This window comes from Streptomyces violens (genome assembly GCF_000717745.1).
Lineage (GTDB): Bacteria > Actinomycetota > Actinomycetes > Streptomycetales > Streptomycetaceae > Streptomyces > Streptomyces violens.
This window is the reverse complement of sequence record NZ_JOBH01000020.1, coordinates 40046-58300: the sequence shown is the minus strand read 5'-3', so window position 1 is coordinate 58300 and position 18255 is coordinate 40046. Positions and strand designations below refer to the sequence as shown.

The window sequence follows — 18255 nt, the reverse complement described above, 5'->3', positions numbered from 1 at the left end:
TGACCGGCTAGCAGGTCTCGATCGTCAGGCGGGCGCCCGGCCGGAGGCCCCAGCCGGCCATCGCGCCCGCCTCGGCCTCCAGGACGTGGCGGGCGCGCAGCCGGGGGCGGCCGAGCCGGTTCGGCCGCATGGTGCGGACGGCCCGGACGGTCAGCTGCCGGTCCAGGTACGCGACATCGATCGCGAAGCGCATCCGGAAGGTGTGGATGCTGCTCGCGGGCGTCAGCAGGACGGCCCCCTCGATGCCGTCCCGGCCCAGCAGCCCGCGGGTCCTGGCGCGATAGGACGCCGCGATCTCCACGGGAACGTCCCTGTCCCCGCCCCGTTCCCCGTCCACGATCCGCAGCCGCCCCCGGCCGTCCCGCCACTTGCCCATGGTGTCCCCTCCCGTACGCCGGGCCGGGATGTTACCGCCGCCGCGGCCCGTACGAGGGCCGCGTGGCCGGTGGTTGGGCCCCAGGGCCCATGACCGGTGCGGTGATCGCCCGTACCGTCGAGGGGTGCATCCGCTCCTGATCGCCCTTGCCGCCGTGTACGGGGCCGCTGCCGGGCTGCTCGTGCCGCGCGCCGCCTACCGCCTGGCCGTCGAGCCCGAGGAGGCCCGGCGCACGGCGTGTCCGCAGGGCCACCCGATCACCGGCGTGGCACGCGGCTGGCTGGGCCGCGCGCGCTGCCCGGCCGTGGAGCCCGCCGCACTCGTCATGGTCCCCGCGTCGGCACCCCCCGACTCCGCCGACTCCGAACCCCCCGCGCCCTGCCCGGCCTACGGCCCCGCGCGCACCACCGCGCCCCTCGTCACCGCCGCGGCCTGCGCGCTGCTCGCCGCGGGCGTCGGGGCCCGGCCCGAGCTGGCCGTCTGGCTGCTGCTCGCGCCGGTCGCGGTGCTGCTGGCGACGGTCGACGCGGCCGTGCACCGGCTGCCGGACGTGCTGACCCTGCCGGCGGCCGGCGCCGCCGCCGCGCTCCTGGGGGCCGCCGCGCTGCTGCCCGGCCACGGCGGGTCCTGGACCGGCGCGCTCCTGGGCGGACTCGCGCTGGCCGCCGCGTACTTCGTGCTCTTCCTGATCCGGCCCGACGGGCTGGGCTTCGGCGACGTCAAGCTGGCGCTGACGCTGGGGATCGCGCTGGGCTGGTACGGCTGGACCGTGCTGTTCCTCGGCGCGTTCGCGGGCTTCGTGCTGGGCTCGGTGTACGGGATCGGGCTGATGATCGTGCGGCGCGCGTACCGGAAGTCCGCGATGCCCTTCGGCCCGTTCATGGCCCTCGGCGCGCTGCTCGGCCTGCTCCTCGGGGGATACGCCACCGCCTGACCGGTATGTGCCCTATTGTCGTTTCCGCACCGCCCGCGGCGATCGACTGGAAGCGCATCACCCGGGCCGCCCGTCCCCGCCGCCGGGGACGGCAGGACCCGCGGCGACGAGCCACCAGCCGGTGCGCGGCACGGCGGCGCGCCGCTGCCCGGCAGGGCCGGGACCGAGGGCCGTGAGGATTGGGGGCCGCGGAGGACCGAGACGGAACGATCGCACGACGACCGGTGAAGTCCGATACGAGGACCGGAAAAGTCCGGTCATTGCCTCGCGCTCCGGGTGCGCCGCGCCGCACTCGGGGCGCTTCCCCCTCTTTTCCGTGGGGCTGCCGTGGGTCCGTCAAGCGGACGATCGCAGCCGTGTCGCTCCTGCGGGGTATCCGTGACCGGCGGGACGAGAGCTCCGTCACGCTCATGATGTGACCGAGGGGGACAGGTCCGACACCGTACGGAACAAGATCATTAAGGCCGCTGGCCCGTCATGAAGCGGGTGGCGGTACGCGAATTCAAGATCATTAAGGGAATTCGCGCACCGTTCCGGCGCCCTCGCCGCACCTTGATCCACTCCGTGACACGCGGGCTGACCGCCGCTGATGCGCGCAGCACGCCCCAACCGGGGTTATGGTGGAAACCCCCCCTCGGGCCGGTCCGTATCCCCCCCACGGACCGGCCCGCTTTTTTGTTCCGGTGCGGCGTTCCGGTGCGGCCTACCGCCGCGCCCAGATGTTCACGCCCTCCGTCGAGGTCGCGAATTCATCGATCTCGGCCAGCTCCGCGTCGGTCAGCTTGTCGCCGCCGAGCGCCGCGACATTCGCCTCCAGCTGCGCCACGCTGCTCGCGCCGATCAGCGCCGACGTCATCCGTTCGTCCCGCAGCACCCACGACAGCGCGAGCTGCGCCAGCGACTGGCCGCGGCGCTGCGCGATCTCGTTCAGGCCGCGCAGCCGCCGCACGACGTCCTCGGAGAGCAGGCCCGGGTCGAGCGACTTGCCCTGGGAGGCGCGCGAGCCCTCGGGGATGCCGTGCAGGTACTTGTCGGTGAGCATCCCCTGGGCCAGCGGCGCGAAGGAGATGCAGCCCATGCCCGCCGCCTCCAGGGTGTCCAGCAGCCCGTCGTCCTCGGTCCAGCGGTTGATCATGCTGTACGAGGGCTGGTGGATCAGCGCCGGTACGCCCATTTCCCGCAGAATGCGGGCCGCCTCGCGGGTCTGCGCGGAGTTGTAGGAGGAAACGCCCACATACAGCGCCTTGCCCTGCTGCACCGCGGAAGCCAGTGCGCCCATCGTCTCCTCGAGCGGAGTGTCCGGGTCGAATCGGTGCGAGTAGAAGATGTCGACGTAATCGACACCCATCCGCCGAAGCGACGCGTCCAGCGACGAGAGCAGGTATTTCCGGGAACCCCATTCTCCGTACGGACCGGGGTGCATCAGATATCCGGCCTTCGTGGAAAGGATCATTTCGTCCCGGTAGGACCGGAAGTCCTGCGCGAAGATCTTGCCGAAGTTCAGCTCCGCCGAGCCGGGCGGCGGGCCGTAGTTGTTCGCCAGGTCGAAGTGGGTGACGCCCAGGTCGAAGGCGCGCCGCAGGATCGCGCGCTGCGACTCCAGAGTGCGGTCGTCGCCGAAGTTGTGCCAGAGTCCGAGAGAGATCGCCGGGAGTTTCAGGCCGCTGCGGCCCGTACGGCGGTACTCCATGGAGTCGTAGCGCGAATCTGCCGCGCGGTAGTCAGAGGTGCCAGTCATGACCATCTCCTTATCACGGAGTTGTGACACACCTGATTGGGTCATTGCGACACCCGAGACGTAAAGTTGCGGACTTGAGGCGACGGGGGCGACCGCCAAATAGGCACGGAGGGGCTGGACCACACATGCTGCGATCTTCCGGGATGGGTATCCCGTATCCCCCTGTTGTGCGGGAGTTCGTGTACAAGCTGTACGAGCGCCGGGTGGAGCGCCGGCTGGACCACTCCCAGGTGCCCAAGCACATCGGCGTCATCCTGGACGGCAACCGCCGCTGGGCCCGCGCCGACGGTCTGACCACCGAGCAGGGCCACCAGGCGGGCGCGGCGAAGATCGAAGAGATGCTCGGCTGGTGCGAGGAGACCGACGTCCAGGTCGTCACCCTGTGGATGCTCTCCACGGACAACCTCGACCGGCCGGAGAAGGAGCTGAAGCCGCTCCTCGGCATCATCGAGAACACCGTGCGGCGGCTCGCGGCCGACGGCCGCTGGCGGGTGCACCACGTCGGCAACCGCGATCTCCTCCCCGCCGGCACGCAGCAGGTGCTGAAGGAGGCCGAGGAGGCCACGGACCACATCGGCGGCATCGTCGTCAATGTCGCGGTCGGCTACGGCGGCCGGCAGGAGATCGCGGACGCGGTCCGCTCGCTGCTGCTGGACGAGGCCGGGCGCGGCGCCTCGGTCGAGGACATCGCCGAGACCGTCGACGTCGAGAAGATCTCCGAGCACCTGTACACCCGTGGCCAGCCCGACCCGGACCTGGTGATCCGCACGAGCGGCGAGCAGCGGCTGTCCGGCTTCATGCTGTGGCAGAGCGCCCACTCGGAGTACTACTTCTGCGAGGTCTTCTGGCCCGCGTTCCGCAAGGTGGATTTCCTGCGTGCCCTGCGGGACTACGCCTACCGCCACCGGCGCTACGGGGTCTGATCCCGAGCCACGGGGACGACGACGGCCTGTCAGGGACGGGGCCGGACACGTCACATGGGGCCTGCCGTTCACCGGTAACCACGAATTCACTGGCTGTGCGTCATATGCCGGGGCATGGCAGCAGGTGTTCGCGGGAATATCCCTTCCAGGACGGCACCCGAAAAGCCAGGTCCAGTGGGTGCCGCTCTGCAGCGGGCGGCATGCCGCCGTCCGCCCGGGAGGCCCTTTGCGCATCACGGACGATCGTGCGGACCGCACGGCCGACGCGGAGGGCCGGTGCCCGGCCCGCGCATCGCGGCCCGAGCCCGGCTCCATCCCCCGCGACGCCGTCGCACCCCGACCTCATCCGAGGGGGTTCGTCCACCCGTGGTGAACAGCAAGCAGCGCCGTGAGGCCGACCGGCGCACCTACGTCCTCGACACCAGCGTCCTGCTGGCGGATCCAGGCGCCATGGCCCGCTTCGAGGAGCACGAAGTCGTGCTGCCGGTAGTAGTGGTCACGGAGCTGGAAGCCAAGCGGCACCATCCCGAGCTCGGTTACTTCGCCCGGCAGGCACTGCGCCTGCTGGACGAGTACCGCGTCCGGTTCGGTCGCCTGGACGCCCCCATCCCGATCGGGGAGGTCGGCGGCACACTGAGGGTCGAACTGAACCACTCCGATACGGGGGTCCTCCCCGTCGGCTATCAGATGGGGGACAACGACTCGCGCATCCTCGCCGTCGCGCGCAACCTCCAGGCCGAGGGGTACGACGTCACGGTCGTCTCCAAGGACCTGCCGCTGCGCATCAAGGCGTCCTCGGTCGGCCTGCTGGCGGAGGAGTACCGCGCCGAGCTGGCGATCACGGACTCCGGCTGGACCGGCATGAAGGAGCTGACGGTCTCCGCTGAAGAGGTCGACGACCTCTTCGCCGTGGAGAGCGCGTACGTTCCCGAGGCCGCCGAGCTGCCCGTGCACACGGGGCTCGTGCTCCAGTCCGAGCGCGGCAAGGCGCTCGGCCGGGTCACGGCCGACGGCCGGGTGCGGCTGGTGCGCGGCGACCGGGAGGCGTTCGGCATCCACGGCCGCAGCGCCGAGCAGCGGATCGCGCTGGACCTGCTGCTCGACCAGGAGGTCGGGATCGTCTCGATGGGCGGCCGGGCCGGCACGGGCAAGTCGGCGCTGGCGCTCTGCGCGGGCCTGGAGGCCGTACTGGAGCGCCAACAGCACAGAAAGGTGATGGTCTTCCGGCCGCTGTACGCCGTCGGCGGGCAGGATCTGGGGTATCTCCCGGGCACCGAGGCCGAGAAGATGGGCCCGTGGGCGCAGGCCGTCTTCGACACCCTCACGTCGGTGACATCGTCCGATGTCATCGAGGAGGTGGTGGGGCGCGGGATGCTGGAAGTGCTGCCGCTCACCCACATCCGCGGCCGGTCGCTGCACGACGCGTTCGTGATCGTCGACGAAGCGCAGTCCCTGGAACGGAACGTCCTGTTGACCGTTCTGTCCCGGATTGGCGCCAATTCGCGCGTCGTGCTCACTCATGACGTCGCGCAGCGCGACAACCTGAGGGTCGGGCGGTACGACGGCGTGGTCGCCGTCGTGGAGAAGCTGAAGGGTCATCCGCTCTTCGCGCACATCACGCTCAACCGCTCGGAGCGGTCGCCGATCGCGGCCCTGGTGACCGAAATGCTGGAGGACGGGCGTATCTGATCCTGTATAGGGGCCGCGCCCCGAATGAGGAGGTCAGCGCGGCTCCGACCCGTTGTGTGACCTGCGCCGTCCGGCGAAGCCAGAGAGCCTAGCCGGGCGGCGTCGGCGCGCGCGGAGATATCCGGAAACTCCATGGCGTAAACGAGGTGTGAGCTTTCACACCCGGCTGAGAATTGATTCCACGCGTCCGCTTCGGGCAGAGTCTGGGACCTGTCAGGCCCCGCATACGGCACTTTGGCACCCCCAGCGGTGCAGAACCACAGAACTGAAAAGCGTTCGCCGTATGCCGCCCGAGCACCACGCGGACCCCCGAGGGGGACGCACCGGGCCAGTGCCTCCTGTGACCAGCCGGCCCCACCCGCACTTCGGGGACGGAGCAATACGGAGGACAGCGCCAGGGGCACGATTGCGTCCGCGATGGTCACCTACGCGGACGACGCTGGAAGGAAAACGTGTGAGCCGGATCTCGGTCCGGGGATTCGCCGTGGCCTCCGCCACCGCGGTCACCACAGTCGGCGCCGTCGTCGGCGTCGCGTCGGGCAGTGAGCCGGGCTCGGTCGCCAACACCGAGGCCGCCGCCGCAGACACGACGATCGCCGACATCCCCATGGGCCAGCAGGCCCAGGTGGAGACGGCGTCCCTCGTGCAGCAGGCGGATGACCAGTCCACCCAGGCGGACGCCGCCGCCCTGAAGACCGCCCAGGAGGCGGCCCGCAAGGCGGCAGCAGAGAGCGCACAGGCCAAGAAGGACGCGGCCGAGCGGCAGCTCGCGGCAGAGAAGCAGGCTGCCAAGGAGCGTGCCGAGGCCAAGGAGCAGGCCGCCAGCCGCTCCGCCGAGCGCGGCGCTCTCGGTGACATCGCGACCAAGGCTTCGTACACGGTCGCAGAGACCCAGGCGATGGCCCGGCAGATGATGCCGGCCGACCAGTTCCAGTGCTTCAGCAACATCGTGGACCACGAGTCCGGCTGGAACTACAAGGCCGTCAACGCCTCCTCGGGCGCCTACGGTCTGGTCCAGGCGCTCCCGGGCTCGAAGATGGCCTCCGCGGGTTCCGACTGGCAGACCAACCCGGCCACCCAGATCAAGTGGGGCCTGGGCTACATGAACGACCGCTACGGCAGCCCCTGCGGCGCCTGGTCGTTCTGGCAGGCCAACAGCTGGTACTAAGACCGGCTCGCCGTACAGCGACGCGAAACCCCCGACCGTACAAGGGTCGGGGGTTTCGCGCTTTCGGCACAGGTAACGTCGTCCCGACAGTGAGAGGGACCGAGGGGGGAAGAGGAAGCGACATGTCCAGACTGCCTCAGTGGGTCGGCGGCGCGGGGGCCGGCCTGACGCGGCTCGCCGCGCGCCTGGAGGAACGGCGCCGGCGTACGGAGGCCGCGGCGGCCGATGGCGAAGGCCGGCTGGGGAACGGCGCGGTGCGCGGCCACGCGGTGCCGCCCATGCCGCTGGAGCCGCCTGTCGTGCCCGGCGATACCCCAACGGAGGCCGCGCGGCCCGGTGGTACCCCTTCGGAGGACGGGGGCGCTACGCGCGCCACGGGCGCCTCTGACGCCACAGAAGCCGCTGCAGTCGCCCCAGTACCCTCAAAGCCGTCGACGCCCCCTCAGGAGGCCGACGGGGCCGCTGTACCGGCGTCCGTGCCCGCGCCGCCCGCGTACGCGCCCGCCGTGCCGTCCCGGCCCGAGCCCGTGGACGCGGTGCCGTGGGGGATACGGGTCGCCGCCGAGGCGGGCTGGCGGCTGCTCGTCCTGGCCGCTGCCGTGTACGTCATCGCGCGGGCCATCACCGGCATCCAGCTCGTGGTGCTGGCGTTCGTAGCGGCGCTGCTGATCACCGCGCTGCTGCAGCCGACCGTGGCCTGGCTCAAGCACCGCGGGCTGCCCAGAGGCCCGGCGACGGCCATCACCTTCATCACCGGCTTCATCATCATGGGCCTGGTCGGCTGGTTCGTGGTCTGGCAGGTCATGGACAACATCGACTCGGTCTCCAGCCGGGTCCAGGACGGCATCAGCGAGCTGAAGGACTGGCTGCTGAGGAGCCCGTTCCATGTGACCGAGGGTCAGATCAACGACATCGCGAAGAACCTCCAGGACGCGATCGGCTCGAACACCGAGGAGATCACCAGCGCGGGCCTGGAAGGCGTCACGGTCGTCATCGAGATGCTCACCGGCATCCTGCTGGCGATGTTCACCACGCTCTTCCTGCTCTTCGACGGGCGGCGCATCTGGGAGTGGCTGCTGAAGCTCGTGCCGAGCGCGGCGCGCGAGGGCGTGGCGGGGGCCGGGCCGCGGGCCTGGCGGACGCTGACCGCGTATGTGCGGGGCACGGTGATCGTGGCGCTGATCGACGCGATCTTCATCGGCATCGGGCTGTACTTCCTGAACGTGCCGCTCGCCGTGCCGCTCGCGGTGTTCATCTTCCTCTTCGCCTTCATCCCGCTGGTGGGCGCGGTGGTCTCGGGCGCGCTGGCGTGCGTGGTCGCGCTGGTGACGCAGGGCGTGTTCACGGCCCTGATGGTGCTGGTGGTCGTGCTGGCCGTGCAGCAGATCGAGGGCCACATCCTGCAGCCGTTCATCCTGGGCCGGGCCGTCCGGGTGCACCCGCTGGCCGTGATCCTCTCGGTCGCCGCGGGCGGGCTGATCGCGGACATCGGCGGTGCGGTGGTGGCCGTGCCACTGGTGGCCGTCACGAATACGGTGGTGTCCTACCTCCGGTCGTACGCCCAGGAGCAGGCACTCCGGCGGGCGCCTGTGCCGTCCCGGGAGGCCGACGGGTAGCCGCCGTGGGGGCTGGTCCTGTCGCCCGGCTCTCGCGCCGCGGTGGTTGCTCGCGCAGTTCCCCGCGCCCCTTCAGGGCGCACGCCGAAGGGCCCCGCGGACATGACGTCCGCGGGGCCCTTCGGTATGCGTGGGCGCGAGCCGGTGTTACTCGGCCAGCGTCGCTTCGGCGTCCAGCGTCGCGCCGACCGCCTGCAGGACGGCCGCGATCTTGACGGCCTCCTGGATCGTGTCGCGCTCGACACCGGCCTTGCGCAGGACCTGCTCGTGCGAGTCCAGGCACATGCCGCAGCCGTTGATGGCGGAGACGGCCAGCGACCACAGCTCGAAGTCGACCTTGTCGACACCGGGGTTGCCGATGACGTTCATCCGCAGGCCGGCCCGCATCGTCCCGTACTCGGGGTCCGACAGCAGGTGCCGGGTCCGGTAGAAGACGTTGTTCATCGCCATGATGGCGGCGGCCGACTTGGCGGCGGTGTACGCCTCGGGGGAGAGGTTGGCCTTGGCCTCCGGCTCCAGCTCGCTCAGCACCTTCGGCGAGCGCGACGCGATGGCGCAGGCCAGAACGGTGCCCCACAGCTGCTGCTGCGGCAGGTCGCTGTTGCCGATCACCGAACCGAGGTTCAGCTTCAGGTCCTTGGCGTAGTCCGGAACGGCGGACTTCAGCTCATCGAGTGCCATGTTCGATCACTCGCCCGAGAGGAGCGCGACCGGGTCCAGGGTCTCGTCGCCCTTGGACCAGTTGCAGGGGCAGAGCTCGTCGGTCTGCAGGGCGTCCAGGACCCGCAGGACCTCCTTGGGGTTACGGCCGACGGAGCCGGCGGTCACCATGGTGAACTGGATCTCGTTGTTCTGGTCCACGATGAACACGGCGCGCTGCGCGAAGCCGTCCTCGCCCTCGATGCCCAGGTCACGCATGAGCTCGTGCTTGGAGTCGGCCAGCATCGGGAAGGGCAGGTCGGTCAGGTCCGGGTGGTCCTTGCGCCAGGCGTGGTGCACGAACTCGCTGTCGCCGGAGAAGCCGAGGATCTGGGCGTCACGGTCGGCGAACTCCTCGTTCAGCTTGCCGAAGGCCGCGATCTCCGTGGGGCACACGAAGGTGAAGTCCTTGGGCCACGCGAAGACGATCTTCCACTTGCCCTCGTAGGTCTTGTGGTTGATCTGCTCGAACTCCTTGCCCTTCTCCAGCGAGACACAGGCAGTCAGGTCGAACTCGGGGAACTTGTCACCGACAGTGAGCACACGCACTCCTTGCAAGGTAGGAAATCCCTTTTGGGGCTTTCCTGGGGGTTGGACGTTCACCACAGTGCCACAGGGTGCATTGATCAGGGAAATAGCTAGACTCGGTGGTGTTGATCGGAGGTGGTTATCAGTGGCCCAGCCCACTACCCCGGCCGCCGGACGCCCCCGGCAGCCCTCGCTCTCGCAGCTCCGCGCGTTCGCCGCGGTGGCCGAGCACCTGCATTTCCGCGAGGCGGCCGCCGAGATCGGCATGAGCCAGCCCGCGCTCTCCGGTGCGGTCTCGGCCCTGGAGGACGCGCTCGGCGTCCAGCTACTGGAGCGTACGACCCGCAAAGTACTGCTGTCGCCTGCGGGGGAGCGGGTGGCGGCCCGGGCACGCACAGTGATGGAGGCGGTCGGCGACCTCATGGAGGAGGCCGAGGCGGCCCGCGCGCCCTTCACCGGCGTACTGCGGCTCGGCGTCATCCCGACCGTCGCGCCCTATCTGCTCCCGACCGTGCTGAAGCTCGTGCACGGCACGTACCCGGACCTCGACCTCCAGGTCCACGAGGAGCAGACCGCCTCGCTGCTGGACGGCCTGGCGCACGGGCGGCTGGACCTGCTGCTGCTCGCTGTCCCGCTCGGCGTCGCGGGCGTCACCGAACTGCCGCTCTTCGACGAGGACTTCGTGCTCGTCGCGCCCAAGGAGCACTGGCTGGGCGGCCGCGGCGACATACCGCGCGAGGCGCTGCGGGAGCTGGACCTGCTGCTCCTGGACGAGGGGCACTGCCTGCGCGACCAGGCGCTGGACATCTGCCGGGAGGCGGGGCGCGACGAAGGGGCCGCGGTGACCACCAGCGCGGCCGGGCTCTCCACGCTGGTCCAGCTCGTGGCCGGCGGGATGGGCGTCACGCTGCTGCCGCGCACCGCGCTGCGCGTGGAGACCGGCCGCAACGAGGAGCTGACCACCGGATACTTCGACGATCCGGCGCCCTCCCGGCGGATCGCCCTGGCCATGCGCACGGGCGCGGCCCGGCAGCGCGAGTTCGAGGAGTTCGCCCAGGCGCTGCGGACGGCCCTGCGGCCGCTGCCGGTACGGATCGCGGGGTGAACCGCCGGGCCGCGCGCCGGCTCACTCCGTACGCAGCCCGTCCGGCCGCATCATGCGCCACAGTGGCGGCAGGCTCAGCAGGGTGACCAGCAGGACCACCCCGGCGGCGCTGCCCGCGATGCCCGCGATCACGGCCCCGTCCAGGTGCACTTCGGCGCCGGACAGCGTCAGCAGTACCGTGCCGAGGCCGATGCCGGCGGTCACCGCGAGGGCGAGGCCCAGCGCCACCGGGATCGCGGTCTGCCACAGCAGCGACCAGCCCACCGTGGCGCGGCGGGTGCCGAACGCGTCCAGTACGGACAGCAGCCGCCGGCGCTCGCGCAGCTGCTCGACGGTGGAGACGATCAGCCCGGCGCCGATGAGCAGCAGGACGATCACGGCGCCGAGGAAGAGCGCGGTGCGCACCCCGTCGTACTGCCGGTCGTGCGGGTTGTCGATCGCGGACAGCTCCCGCAGTCCGGGGTTCACGCGGAACGCCACCGTGCGGATGCGCTCCACGGCCTCGGCCTCGCGCGCCTTGTCGTAGCCGACGACCAGCTCCATCGTGGGGTCCTGCAGCCGGGCCGGGGAGAGCGCGCCGGGGGTGGCGAGGACGTCACCGGGCAGGTCCTCGCCGGGGTGGCGGATGCCCTGCACCCGGCGCGCGGAGTCCGGCACGGTCCACGGCCGCGGCGGGCCGGTGACCTCGTACCCCTCCGGCGGATTCAGGTTCAGCCGCACGCCGGGGCGTACGAAGGCGGGGTCGGTGGCGCGGTCGCCCCGGTTCTCCGTCACGAAGACGTCGCCGTCCCGGCAGGAGCCGATCCGGGCCTTGCGCCGCAGCTCGGCGCAGTCGCCGACGGTCACCATGGCGGTCCGGACGGAGCGGTAGCCGTCGGGGTCGCGGGTGCCGCGGTCGCCCGCAGGGGCCGCCGACGCGCGGACCGTGCCGTGCGCCCAGGTCACGCCGGGCGCGCGGCGCAGCGTGGCCAGTGCGTCCCGGGTCCCCTGCCCGTCCGAGGTGCCGCCGCTGAGCTGGATCACCGGGCGGCGCGCCGACTCCTCGTACGCCTGCGCGTAACCGGCCTGGTAGGTGGTGAAGACCATGTGGATCGCGATGGCGCCGGCCACCGCGACGGTGATGCCGCCGACCGCGCGCTGTGCGGCGCCGCTGTTCAACTGGAGCCGTCGTACGGCCAGTTGCCAGGGGACAGGGCCGCCGCGCAGCCGTGCCACGACCGCCTCGACGAGCCAGGGCAGCAGCGCGGTCACACCGAGGAGCAGCAGGGCTGCGCCGAGCGCGAGCCGTACGACATGGAACCAGTCGTCGACGACCGCCTGCGGGTCCCAGGCCAGCGAGAGGAGCAGCGTGAGGCCCGTCAGGGGCAGCGCGAGCCGCCATCCGAGCCGGCGGCGCGCCACCGGGCGGTTGCGGACCACGCCCAGCGGCTCGGCGGTCACCGAACGCTGCGCGAACAGCGTGACCAGGACGGACGCCGCGGGGACGAGGACGGCGACCAGCGCGGCGAGGCCCGGGGACGGCACCACGTCGGCGGGGAAGACATTGACGCCCCACAGGGTGACGGCGCCGACCGCCTGCCGCCCGGTCAGGAAGAACAGCAGCCCCGCCGCCAGGCCGAGCACCGCGCCGACCACCGCCTCGCCGGCCGCGATCCGGCGGGTGGTGGGGATGTCGGCGCCGACCAGCCGCAGCGCGGCCAGCCGGGCCTCGCGGCGGTCACCGCCGAAGCGCACGGCGGTGCCGATGAAGACCACGACCGGCATCAGCAGGACCACGCAGGCCAGGACGGTCAGCAGCACGAGCCGGGCGCTCGGCGGCTGCGGGTCGAAGAGCTTGCCGAAGCGGCTGATGCGGTACGCCTCGCCCGCCGACCGGTCGTCCAGCCCCGCGACGAACGTCAGCTCCCGCGGGCCGAGCAGCCCGTTGTCGCCGATGGTGCCGACGACCTTGTAGTCCAGGCGTGCGCGCAGTTGCGCGCTGCCGGGTTCGGCGAGCAGTTCGCGCAGGGCGGGGGAGACCACCATCTCGCCGGGCCCGGGGAGGCGCTTGATGCCGGGCGGTACGGGCGGATGGGCGCCGTCGGGCCGCACCAGACGGCCGCGTACGGGCTCGCCGTGGAAGGTGGTGTCGGCCTGGGCGTAGCGCACGGTGCGGTCCGAGGCGCGCGGCTCGTGCAGCTGGCCGAGGTTCTCGCGGGCCTTCTCGCGGCCGTGCCAGGCGTCGAGCACCGTCGGCGCGGAGCAGGCGAGCAGCAGGACGGCGACGCCGATGCCCACGCCGATGGCGCTGAGCGCTGTACGGAACCAGCCCTCGCGGCCGCCGGTGACCGCGAACCGGGCGCCCATGGCGAGGTCGCGCAGCCAGGCGGCGGGGCCGCCGGGCGGGCCGTGCGGCGGGCGGCCGGACCGGGAGCCGGTGGGGCGGGTGCCGAGCAGGGTCGTCACAGGCCCGCCAGGGATTCCCTGACCCGTCCGTCGCGGACGGTGATCTCGCGGTCGGAGTAGGCGGCGACGCGGGGTTCGTGGGTGACCAGGACGACGGCGGCGCGGGTGTCGCGCGCGGCGTCGGTCAGCAGGGTCAGGACGCGTTCGCCGTTGAGGGAGTCCAGGGCGCCGGTCGGTTCGTCGGCGAACAGGACGCGCGGGCGGCCGGCGAGGGCGCGGGCGACGGCCACGCGCTGGCCCTGGCCGCCGGAGACCTCGCCGGGACGCTTGCCGTGGATGTCGTCGACCTCCAGGCGGGCGAGCCATTCGCGGGCGGTCGCCTCGGCGGCCTTCCGCTTCGTGCCGTTGAGCCGCAGCGGCAGGGCGACGTTCTCCAGGCAGGTCAACTCGGGGACGAGCTGGCCGAATTGGAAGACGAAGCCGAAGTCCGTACGCCGCAGGGCGCTGCGCTCCGCGTCCGGCAGGGTGGTCAGCTCCCGGCCGTCGTAACGGACGCTGCCGGAGTCGGGGCGGACGATGCCCGCGAGGCAGTGCAGCAGGGTGGACTTGCCGGAGCCGGAGGGGCCCATGACGGCGACGACTTCACCGGGGTGCACCGAGAAGTCCGCGCCGTCCAGTGCGGACGTGTGCCCGTACGTCTTGTACAGCCCCTCGCCGGCGAGTATCGAGCCGTCCGGCGTCATCCGCGTACCGCCCGGGCGAGCTTGTCGAGGCGCGCGGCGGTCAGTTCCAGCCAGCGCAGGTCCGCTTCGAGGTGGAACAGGGCGTGGTCGCAGATCAGCTGGTCGGCGAGGTCGCCCTGGCGCTTGCGCTCGGTCAGCCCGCGCATCAGCCGGAGGTGTTCGGCGCGCTGGGTGTCCAGCAGTTCGGCGGCGTCCCGGCCGGTCATCAGGGCGAGCACCACCTTGGTGTAGAGCGTGGAGTGCAGATACGGCTCGGGCTTCTCCGGGCGCTGCAGCCACTGCGCCACATCGGTCACGCCCGCGTCGGTGATCGCGTACCGCTTGCGCTCGGGCCCGGCGCCGGCCTCGATGCCGTCCACCTCGACCAGGCCGTTCTTCAGGAGCCTGGACATGGTCGAGTAGACCTGGCCGTAGTGCAGCGGGCGGTCCTGCCCGAAGTGCTCGTCGAAGGCCCGCTTGAGGTCGTAGCCGTGGCGGGGTCCGGACTCCAGCAGGCCCAGCAGGGTATGACCGATAGACATGGCGACCAGCTTACGTGGGCTATCCACGCCATGTATACGCCGGGTGAATAGGTGTCACTCGTCTTCCGGGGGCGGCGGCCCGTCGGTCTTGGGCGGGCGCCCCCGGCGCCGCATCGCCCCGGCATCCTTGGGCAGCCGCCCCGCCTCCGCCAGCGCGCGGCGGAGCAGGAACTCGATCTGCGCGTTGGCGCTGCGCAGTTCGTCACCGGCCCAGCGCACCAGCGCGTCGTGCACCGACGGGTCGAGCCGCAGCAGCATCTGCTTGCGCTGCTGCGGCCGCCGGCCCGGCGTCCCGGGCTCCTCGCTCTGGGGGCTCACTGGTAGAGCGAGCCCGTGTTCAGGACGGGCTGCGCGGCGCGGTCACCGCACAGCACCACCATGAGGTTCGAGACCATGGCCGCCTTCCGCTCCTCGTCCAGCTCGACGATGCCCTGCTCGCTGATCCGGTCCAGGGCCGACTCGACCATGCCGACCGCGCCCTCGACGATCTGCTGGCGGGCCGCGACGACCGCGCCGGCCTGCTGGCGCTGGAGCATCGCGGAGGCGATCTCGGGGGCGTACGCCAGGTGGCTGAAGCGCGCCTCGATGATCCGGACGCCGGCCGCCTCGACCCGCGCGGTCAGCTCGGCGGCGAGCTTCTCGGTGATCTCCTCGGCGTTGCCGCGCAGCGAGAGGGCGTTCTCGTCGTGCGCGTCGTAGGGGTACTCGATCGCGATGTGCCGGACGGCTGCCTCGGTCTGGGTGGCGACGAACTCCAGGAAGTCGTCCACCTCGAACAGCGCCTGCGCGGTGTCCTCGACCTTCCAGACCACGATCGAGGCCAGCTCGATGGGGTTGCCGTAGGCGTCGTTGACCTTCAGGACCGCGGTCTCGTGGTTGCGGACCCGGGTGGAGATCTTGGTGGCGCTGGTGAGCGGGTTGATCCAGCGCAGGCCGTCGGTGCGGATCGTGCCGACGTACCGGCCGAAGAGCTGGATGACCCGGGCCTCACCGGGCGCGACCATCTTCACGCCGCCCATGCAGAAGAGGGAGACGAGCAGCAGCAGGATGCCGACGCCGATCATCGTGCCGCCCAGCGCCTTGTTGCCGTCCGAGGCGGACGCGGCGCCGAGGATCGCCAGCGCGATGCCGGCGAAGACGCCGAGCACGGTCAGCAGCAGGCCGAGACCGCCCGGGATGCTGTGCGCGGTCACCTCTCTGACCTGCGGTGCGGGCAGCGTCGGGGTGTCGGGCTCGGTGGTGGCGGGCGGAGTGGGTGCGTGGTCGGTCATGGGGTTCCCCCGTTCCGTACGGCGGTCGGGCCGTACTTTGCGTGCTTACGCTGGTCTAGCAAAGTGATAGCTATTTAAGTCGAACGAAGGAGGCGGCGCAAGGGCGGATGCGGAAATCCTCGAACGGTTGCACAGGAACGAGGTGCTGATTGTCACGTCCGGAAAAGGCTTGATCGATGCCTATGTGATGACACCGGGGGGTTAGCTTCGGAGGCTGGGTTATTTGGGGGCGGAACGACTGGAGTGACACGAGCGATGGGACGAGCCGAAGCGAGACGGGCACAGAAGAGGGGCAGCCGCCGGGCGAAACGCAAAAGAGGCGGCGGCACAGTCCGCCTCTTCACCTTCAAGAAGCTGCTCGGCGCGTTCTTCACCGTCTGCCTGCTGGGCATCCTCGGCTTCATCGGCCTGTACCTCGTCGTCGACGTGCCGGCCTCCGCCAACGGCCAGGCCACCGCGCAGAGCAACGTCTACAAGTACGCCGACGGCTCCGTGCTGGCCCGCACGGGCTTCAACCGCGAGAGCGTGCCGATCAGCGACATCCCCAAGGACGTCCAGCACACCTTCGTCGCCGCCGAGAACAAGACGTTCTACCAGGACTCCGGCGTCGACCTGAAGGGCACCACCCGCGGCATCCTCAACACCCTGCGCGGCCAGGGCAAGCAGGGCGGCTCGACGATCACCCAGCAGTTTGTGAAGAACTACTACCTGACGCAGGAACAGACGGTCAGCCGCAAGCTCAAGGAGATCGTGATCTCCCTGAAGGTCGACCAGAAGCTCGGCAAGAACGAGATCCTGGCCGGCTACATCAACACCAGTTACTACGGCCGCGGCGCGTACGGCATCGAGGCCGCGGCGCAGGCGTACTACGGCGTGCACACCCGGGACCTGACTGTCGAGCAGGGCGCCTACCTCGCTTCGCTGCTCCAGGCGCCCAGCCAGTACGACTGGGCCATCGCCAGCGACGCCGGCAAGAAGCGGGTCCAGGAGCGCTGGAACTACACCCTCGACAACATGGTCGAGATGAAGTGGCTGGACGCGGGGAAGCGGCAGGGCCTGAAGTTCCCGGTGCCGGAGAAGCCCAAGCCCAGCTCCGGCCTGAAGGGCCAGAAGGGCTATCTGGTCAAGCTCGCCGACGCGGAGCTGCAGAAGCAGGGCGTCACCGAGGACGACCTCGCACGCGGCGGCTGGACGATCGAGCTCGGCATCGAGAAGAAGCGGCAGAGCGCGCTGGAGTCGGCCGTCCAGGAGAAGCTGACCAGCAAGCTCGACCCCAAGACCCGTGACGTGGACGCCGACGCCCAGGCCGGTGCGGTCTCCGTCGACCCCGAGACCGGGCACGTCGTGGCGCTGTACGGCGGCAAGAGCTATCTGGAGCACTACCTCAACAACGCCACCCGCGAGGACTACCAGCCCGCCTCCACCTTCAAGCCGCTGATCCTCGCCACCGCCCTGGAGAAGAACTCCACCACCCAGGACGGCACCCCGATCACCCCGGACACCGTCTACGACGGCACCAGCCGCCGCCCCGTGAAGGGCAGCGCCATCGGCTTCGCGCCGCCCAACGAGGACGAGAAGGACTACGGCCCGATCAGCGTCCAGACGGCCATGAACAACTCCGTCAACTCCGTCTTCGCGCAGATGGGCGTGGACGTGGGGCTGGAGGAGGTGCGGCGGACCGCCGGGCAGCTCGGCATGGACGCGGAGAAGATGTCCGCGCGCCCGGCCATGACGCTCGGCTCGATGGGCGCCAGCCCGCTCCAGATGGCCGGCGTCTACGCCACCCTCGACAACCACGGCAAGAAGGTCACCCCCCAGCTCGTGACCTCCGCGCAGCGCGGCGAGGAGGCGCCCGTCGACCTGCCGGAGCCGATCGGCGGGCAGGTCCTCAGCCGTACGACCGCGGACACCGTGACCTCCGTACTGACCGGCGTGGTCCAGGACGGTACGGGCACCGCCGTCCGCAACACCGACTACGACATCGCCGGCAAGACCGGTACCTCGGACGACAACAAGTCCGCCTGGTTCGTGGGTTACACGCCCCGGCTGGTCACCGCCGTCGGCCTGTTCGGCGAGGACGCGGACCCGCCGCACCCGCAGGTCACGCTCAAGGGCGCGGGCGGCGGCGGCCGGGTCAACGGCGGTGGCTACCCCGCGGAGATCTGGGCCGCCTACACCCAGAACGCCCTGGGCGGCGAGCTGTCGGCCCGCTTCGACCTGGACACCGACCTCGGTGCCGGGGTCGCGCCGACCCCCACCCCGACGCCGACCCCGACCGAGGAGTCGGAGTCCCCGTCGCCGAGCCCGTCGGAGAGCTCCGAGTCCGCCTCGCCCTCGCCGTCCCCCTCGCCCAGCGAGTCGGAGACCAGCGAGCCGCCCGAGGAGTCGGCCTCCCCGTCGCCGAGCGAGTCCTCGGAAATCCCGCTGCCGGACGGCGGGGACGAGGAGGAGAAGGAGACCGGGCAGGGCAGGCGCCCGATGCTCGGCGAGTGAGCGCGCACGAGTGAACGACGGCGGGCCCGGGGCGAGAAGCCCCGGGCCCGCCGCGTGTTTCCCTAC

General features: G+C 71.1%; 16 protein-coding genes. 7 read left to right on the top strand and 9 right to left on the bottom strand.

Translation table 11 applies throughout. The features are described from left to right. Positions 1 to 7: 7 nt before the first annotated feature. Complete coding sequence (locus IF04_RS0130985) at positions 8 to 376, bottom strand: DUF192 domain-containing protein (RefSeq protein WP_030265390.1); 369 nt, start codon at positions 374 to 376, stop codon at positions 8 to 10. Positions 377 to 500: 124 nt separating this feature from the next. Between IF04_RS0130985 and IF04_RS0130980 the strand changes: the two genes are divergently transcribed. After that, complete coding sequence (locus IF04_RS0130980; protein ID WP_030265389.1) at positions 501 to 1310, top strand: prepilin peptidase; 810 nt, start codon at positions 501 to 503, stop codon at positions 1308 to 1310. A gap of 703 nt (positions 1311 to 2013) precedes the next feature. Here the strand turns inward: IF04_RS0130980 and mgrA are convergent. Beyond that, a complete protein-coding gene (mgrA, locus tag IF04_RS0130975; RefSeq protein ID WP_030265387.1) occupies positions 2014 to 3048 on the bottom strand; it encodes an L-glyceraldehyde 3-phosphate reductase in 1035 nt (344 codons plus the stop codon). Between the two features lie 143 nt (positions 3049 to 3191). Between mgrA and IF04_RS0130970 the strand changes: the two genes are divergently transcribed. The 4 genes from IF04_RS0130970 (at position 3192) to IF04_RS36200 (ending at position 8444) form a co-directional block, all read left to right on the top strand. Continuing rightward, a complete protein-coding gene (locus IF04_RS0130970) occupies positions 3192 to 3971 on the top strand; it encodes an isoprenyl transferase (RefSeq protein WP_030265385.1) in 780 nt (259 codons plus the stop codon). 366 nt (positions 3972 to 4337) lie between these two features. Beyond that, positions 4338 to 5660 (top strand): RNA 5'-3' helicase PhoH2, encoded by a 1323-nt coding sequence (gene phoH2 / locus IF04_RS0130965; RefSeq protein WP_030265383.1) that lies wholly within the window; start codon positions 4338 to 4340, stop codon positions 5658 to 5660. Positions 5661 to 6114: 454 nt separating this feature from the next. Beyond that, positions 6115 to 6828, top strand: a complete 714-nt coding sequence (locus IF04_RS0130960; RefSeq protein ID WP_030265380.1) for an aggregation-promoting factor C-terminal-like domain-containing protein — start codon at positions 6115 to 6117, stop codon at positions 6826 to 6828. Between the two features lie 122 nt (positions 6829 to 6950). After that, positions 6951 to 8444 carry an AI-2E family transporter gene (locus IF04_RS36200; RefSeq protein WP_106975704.1) on the top strand — a complete coding sequence of 498 codons (1494 nt, stop codon included), beginning with the start codon at positions 6951 to 6953 and terminating at the stop codon, positions 8442 to 8444. A gap of 147 nt (positions 8445 to 8591) precedes the next feature. On the opposite strand, the gene IF04_RS0130950 is transcribed toward IF04_RS36200, so the two are convergent. Further along, entirely contained in the window at positions 8592 to 9125 is a 534-nt protein-coding gene (locus IF04_RS0130950; protein WP_030265375.1) for an alkyl hydroperoxide reductase, read from the bottom strand. Positions 9126 to 9131: 6 nt separating this feature from the next. Further along, entirely contained in the window at positions 9132 to 9686 is a 555-nt protein-coding gene (locus IF04_RS0130945) for a peroxiredoxin (RefSeq protein WP_030265371.1), read from the bottom strand. Between the two features lie 130 nt (positions 9687 to 9816). Between IF04_RS0130945 and IF04_RS0130940 the strand changes: the two genes are divergently transcribed. Next, complete coding sequence (locus tag IF04_RS0130940) at positions 9817 to 10776, top strand: hydrogen peroxide-inducible genes activator (protein WP_078601021.1); 960 nt, start codon at positions 9817 to 9819, stop codon at positions 10774 to 10776. A 21-nt stretch (positions 10777 to 10797) separates the two neighbouring features. On the opposite strand, the gene IF04_RS0130935 is transcribed toward IF04_RS0130940, so the two are convergent. From IF04_RS0130935 to IF04_RS0130915, 5 genes are all read right to left on the bottom strand, one after another. Continuing rightward, positions 10798 to 13122, bottom strand: a complete 2325-nt coding sequence (locus IF04_RS0130935) for an ABC transporter permease (RefSeq protein ID WP_051831724.1) — start codon at positions 13120 to 13122, stop codon at positions 10798 to 10800. Between the two features lie 95 nt (positions 13123 to 13217). Continuing rightward, positions 13218 to 13904 carry an ABC transporter ATP-binding protein gene (locus IF04_RS0130930; protein ID WP_030265360.1) on the bottom strand — a complete coding sequence of 229 codons (687 nt, stop codon included), beginning with the start codon at positions 13902 to 13904 and terminating at the stop codon, positions 13218 to 13220. Continuing rightward, complete coding sequence (locus IF04_RS0130925) at positions 13901 to 14425, bottom strand: PadR family transcriptional regulator (RefSeq protein WP_030265358.1); 525 nt, start codon at positions 14423 to 14425, stop codon at positions 13901 to 13903. The genes IF04_RS0130930 and IF04_RS0130925 overlap by 4 nt, the downstream gene beginning before the upstream one ends. 54 nt (positions 14426 to 14479) lie before the next feature. Next, entirely contained in the window at positions 14480 to 14743 is a 264-nt protein-coding gene (locus IF04_RS0130920; protein WP_030265355.1) for a type II toxin-antitoxin system antitoxin, read from the bottom strand. Further along, positions 14740 to 15696, bottom strand: a complete 957-nt coding sequence (locus IF04_RS0130915) for an SPFH domain-containing protein (protein WP_030265352.1) — start codon at positions 15694 to 15696, stop codon at positions 14740 to 14742. The genes IF04_RS0130920 and IF04_RS0130915 overlap by 4 nt, the downstream gene beginning before the upstream one ends. 255 nt (positions 15697 to 15951) lie before the next feature. Here IF04_RS0130915 and IF04_RS0130910 point away from each other — a divergent pair, with 255 nt between their 5' ends. After that, positions 15952 to 18189 carry a transglycosylase domain-containing protein gene (locus IF04_RS0130910; RefSeq protein ID WP_051831712.1) on the top strand — a complete coding sequence of 746 codons (2238 nt, stop codon included), beginning with the start codon at positions 15952 to 15954 and terminating at the stop codon, positions 18187 to 18189. Positions 18190 to 18255 lie beyond the last annotated feature (66 nt).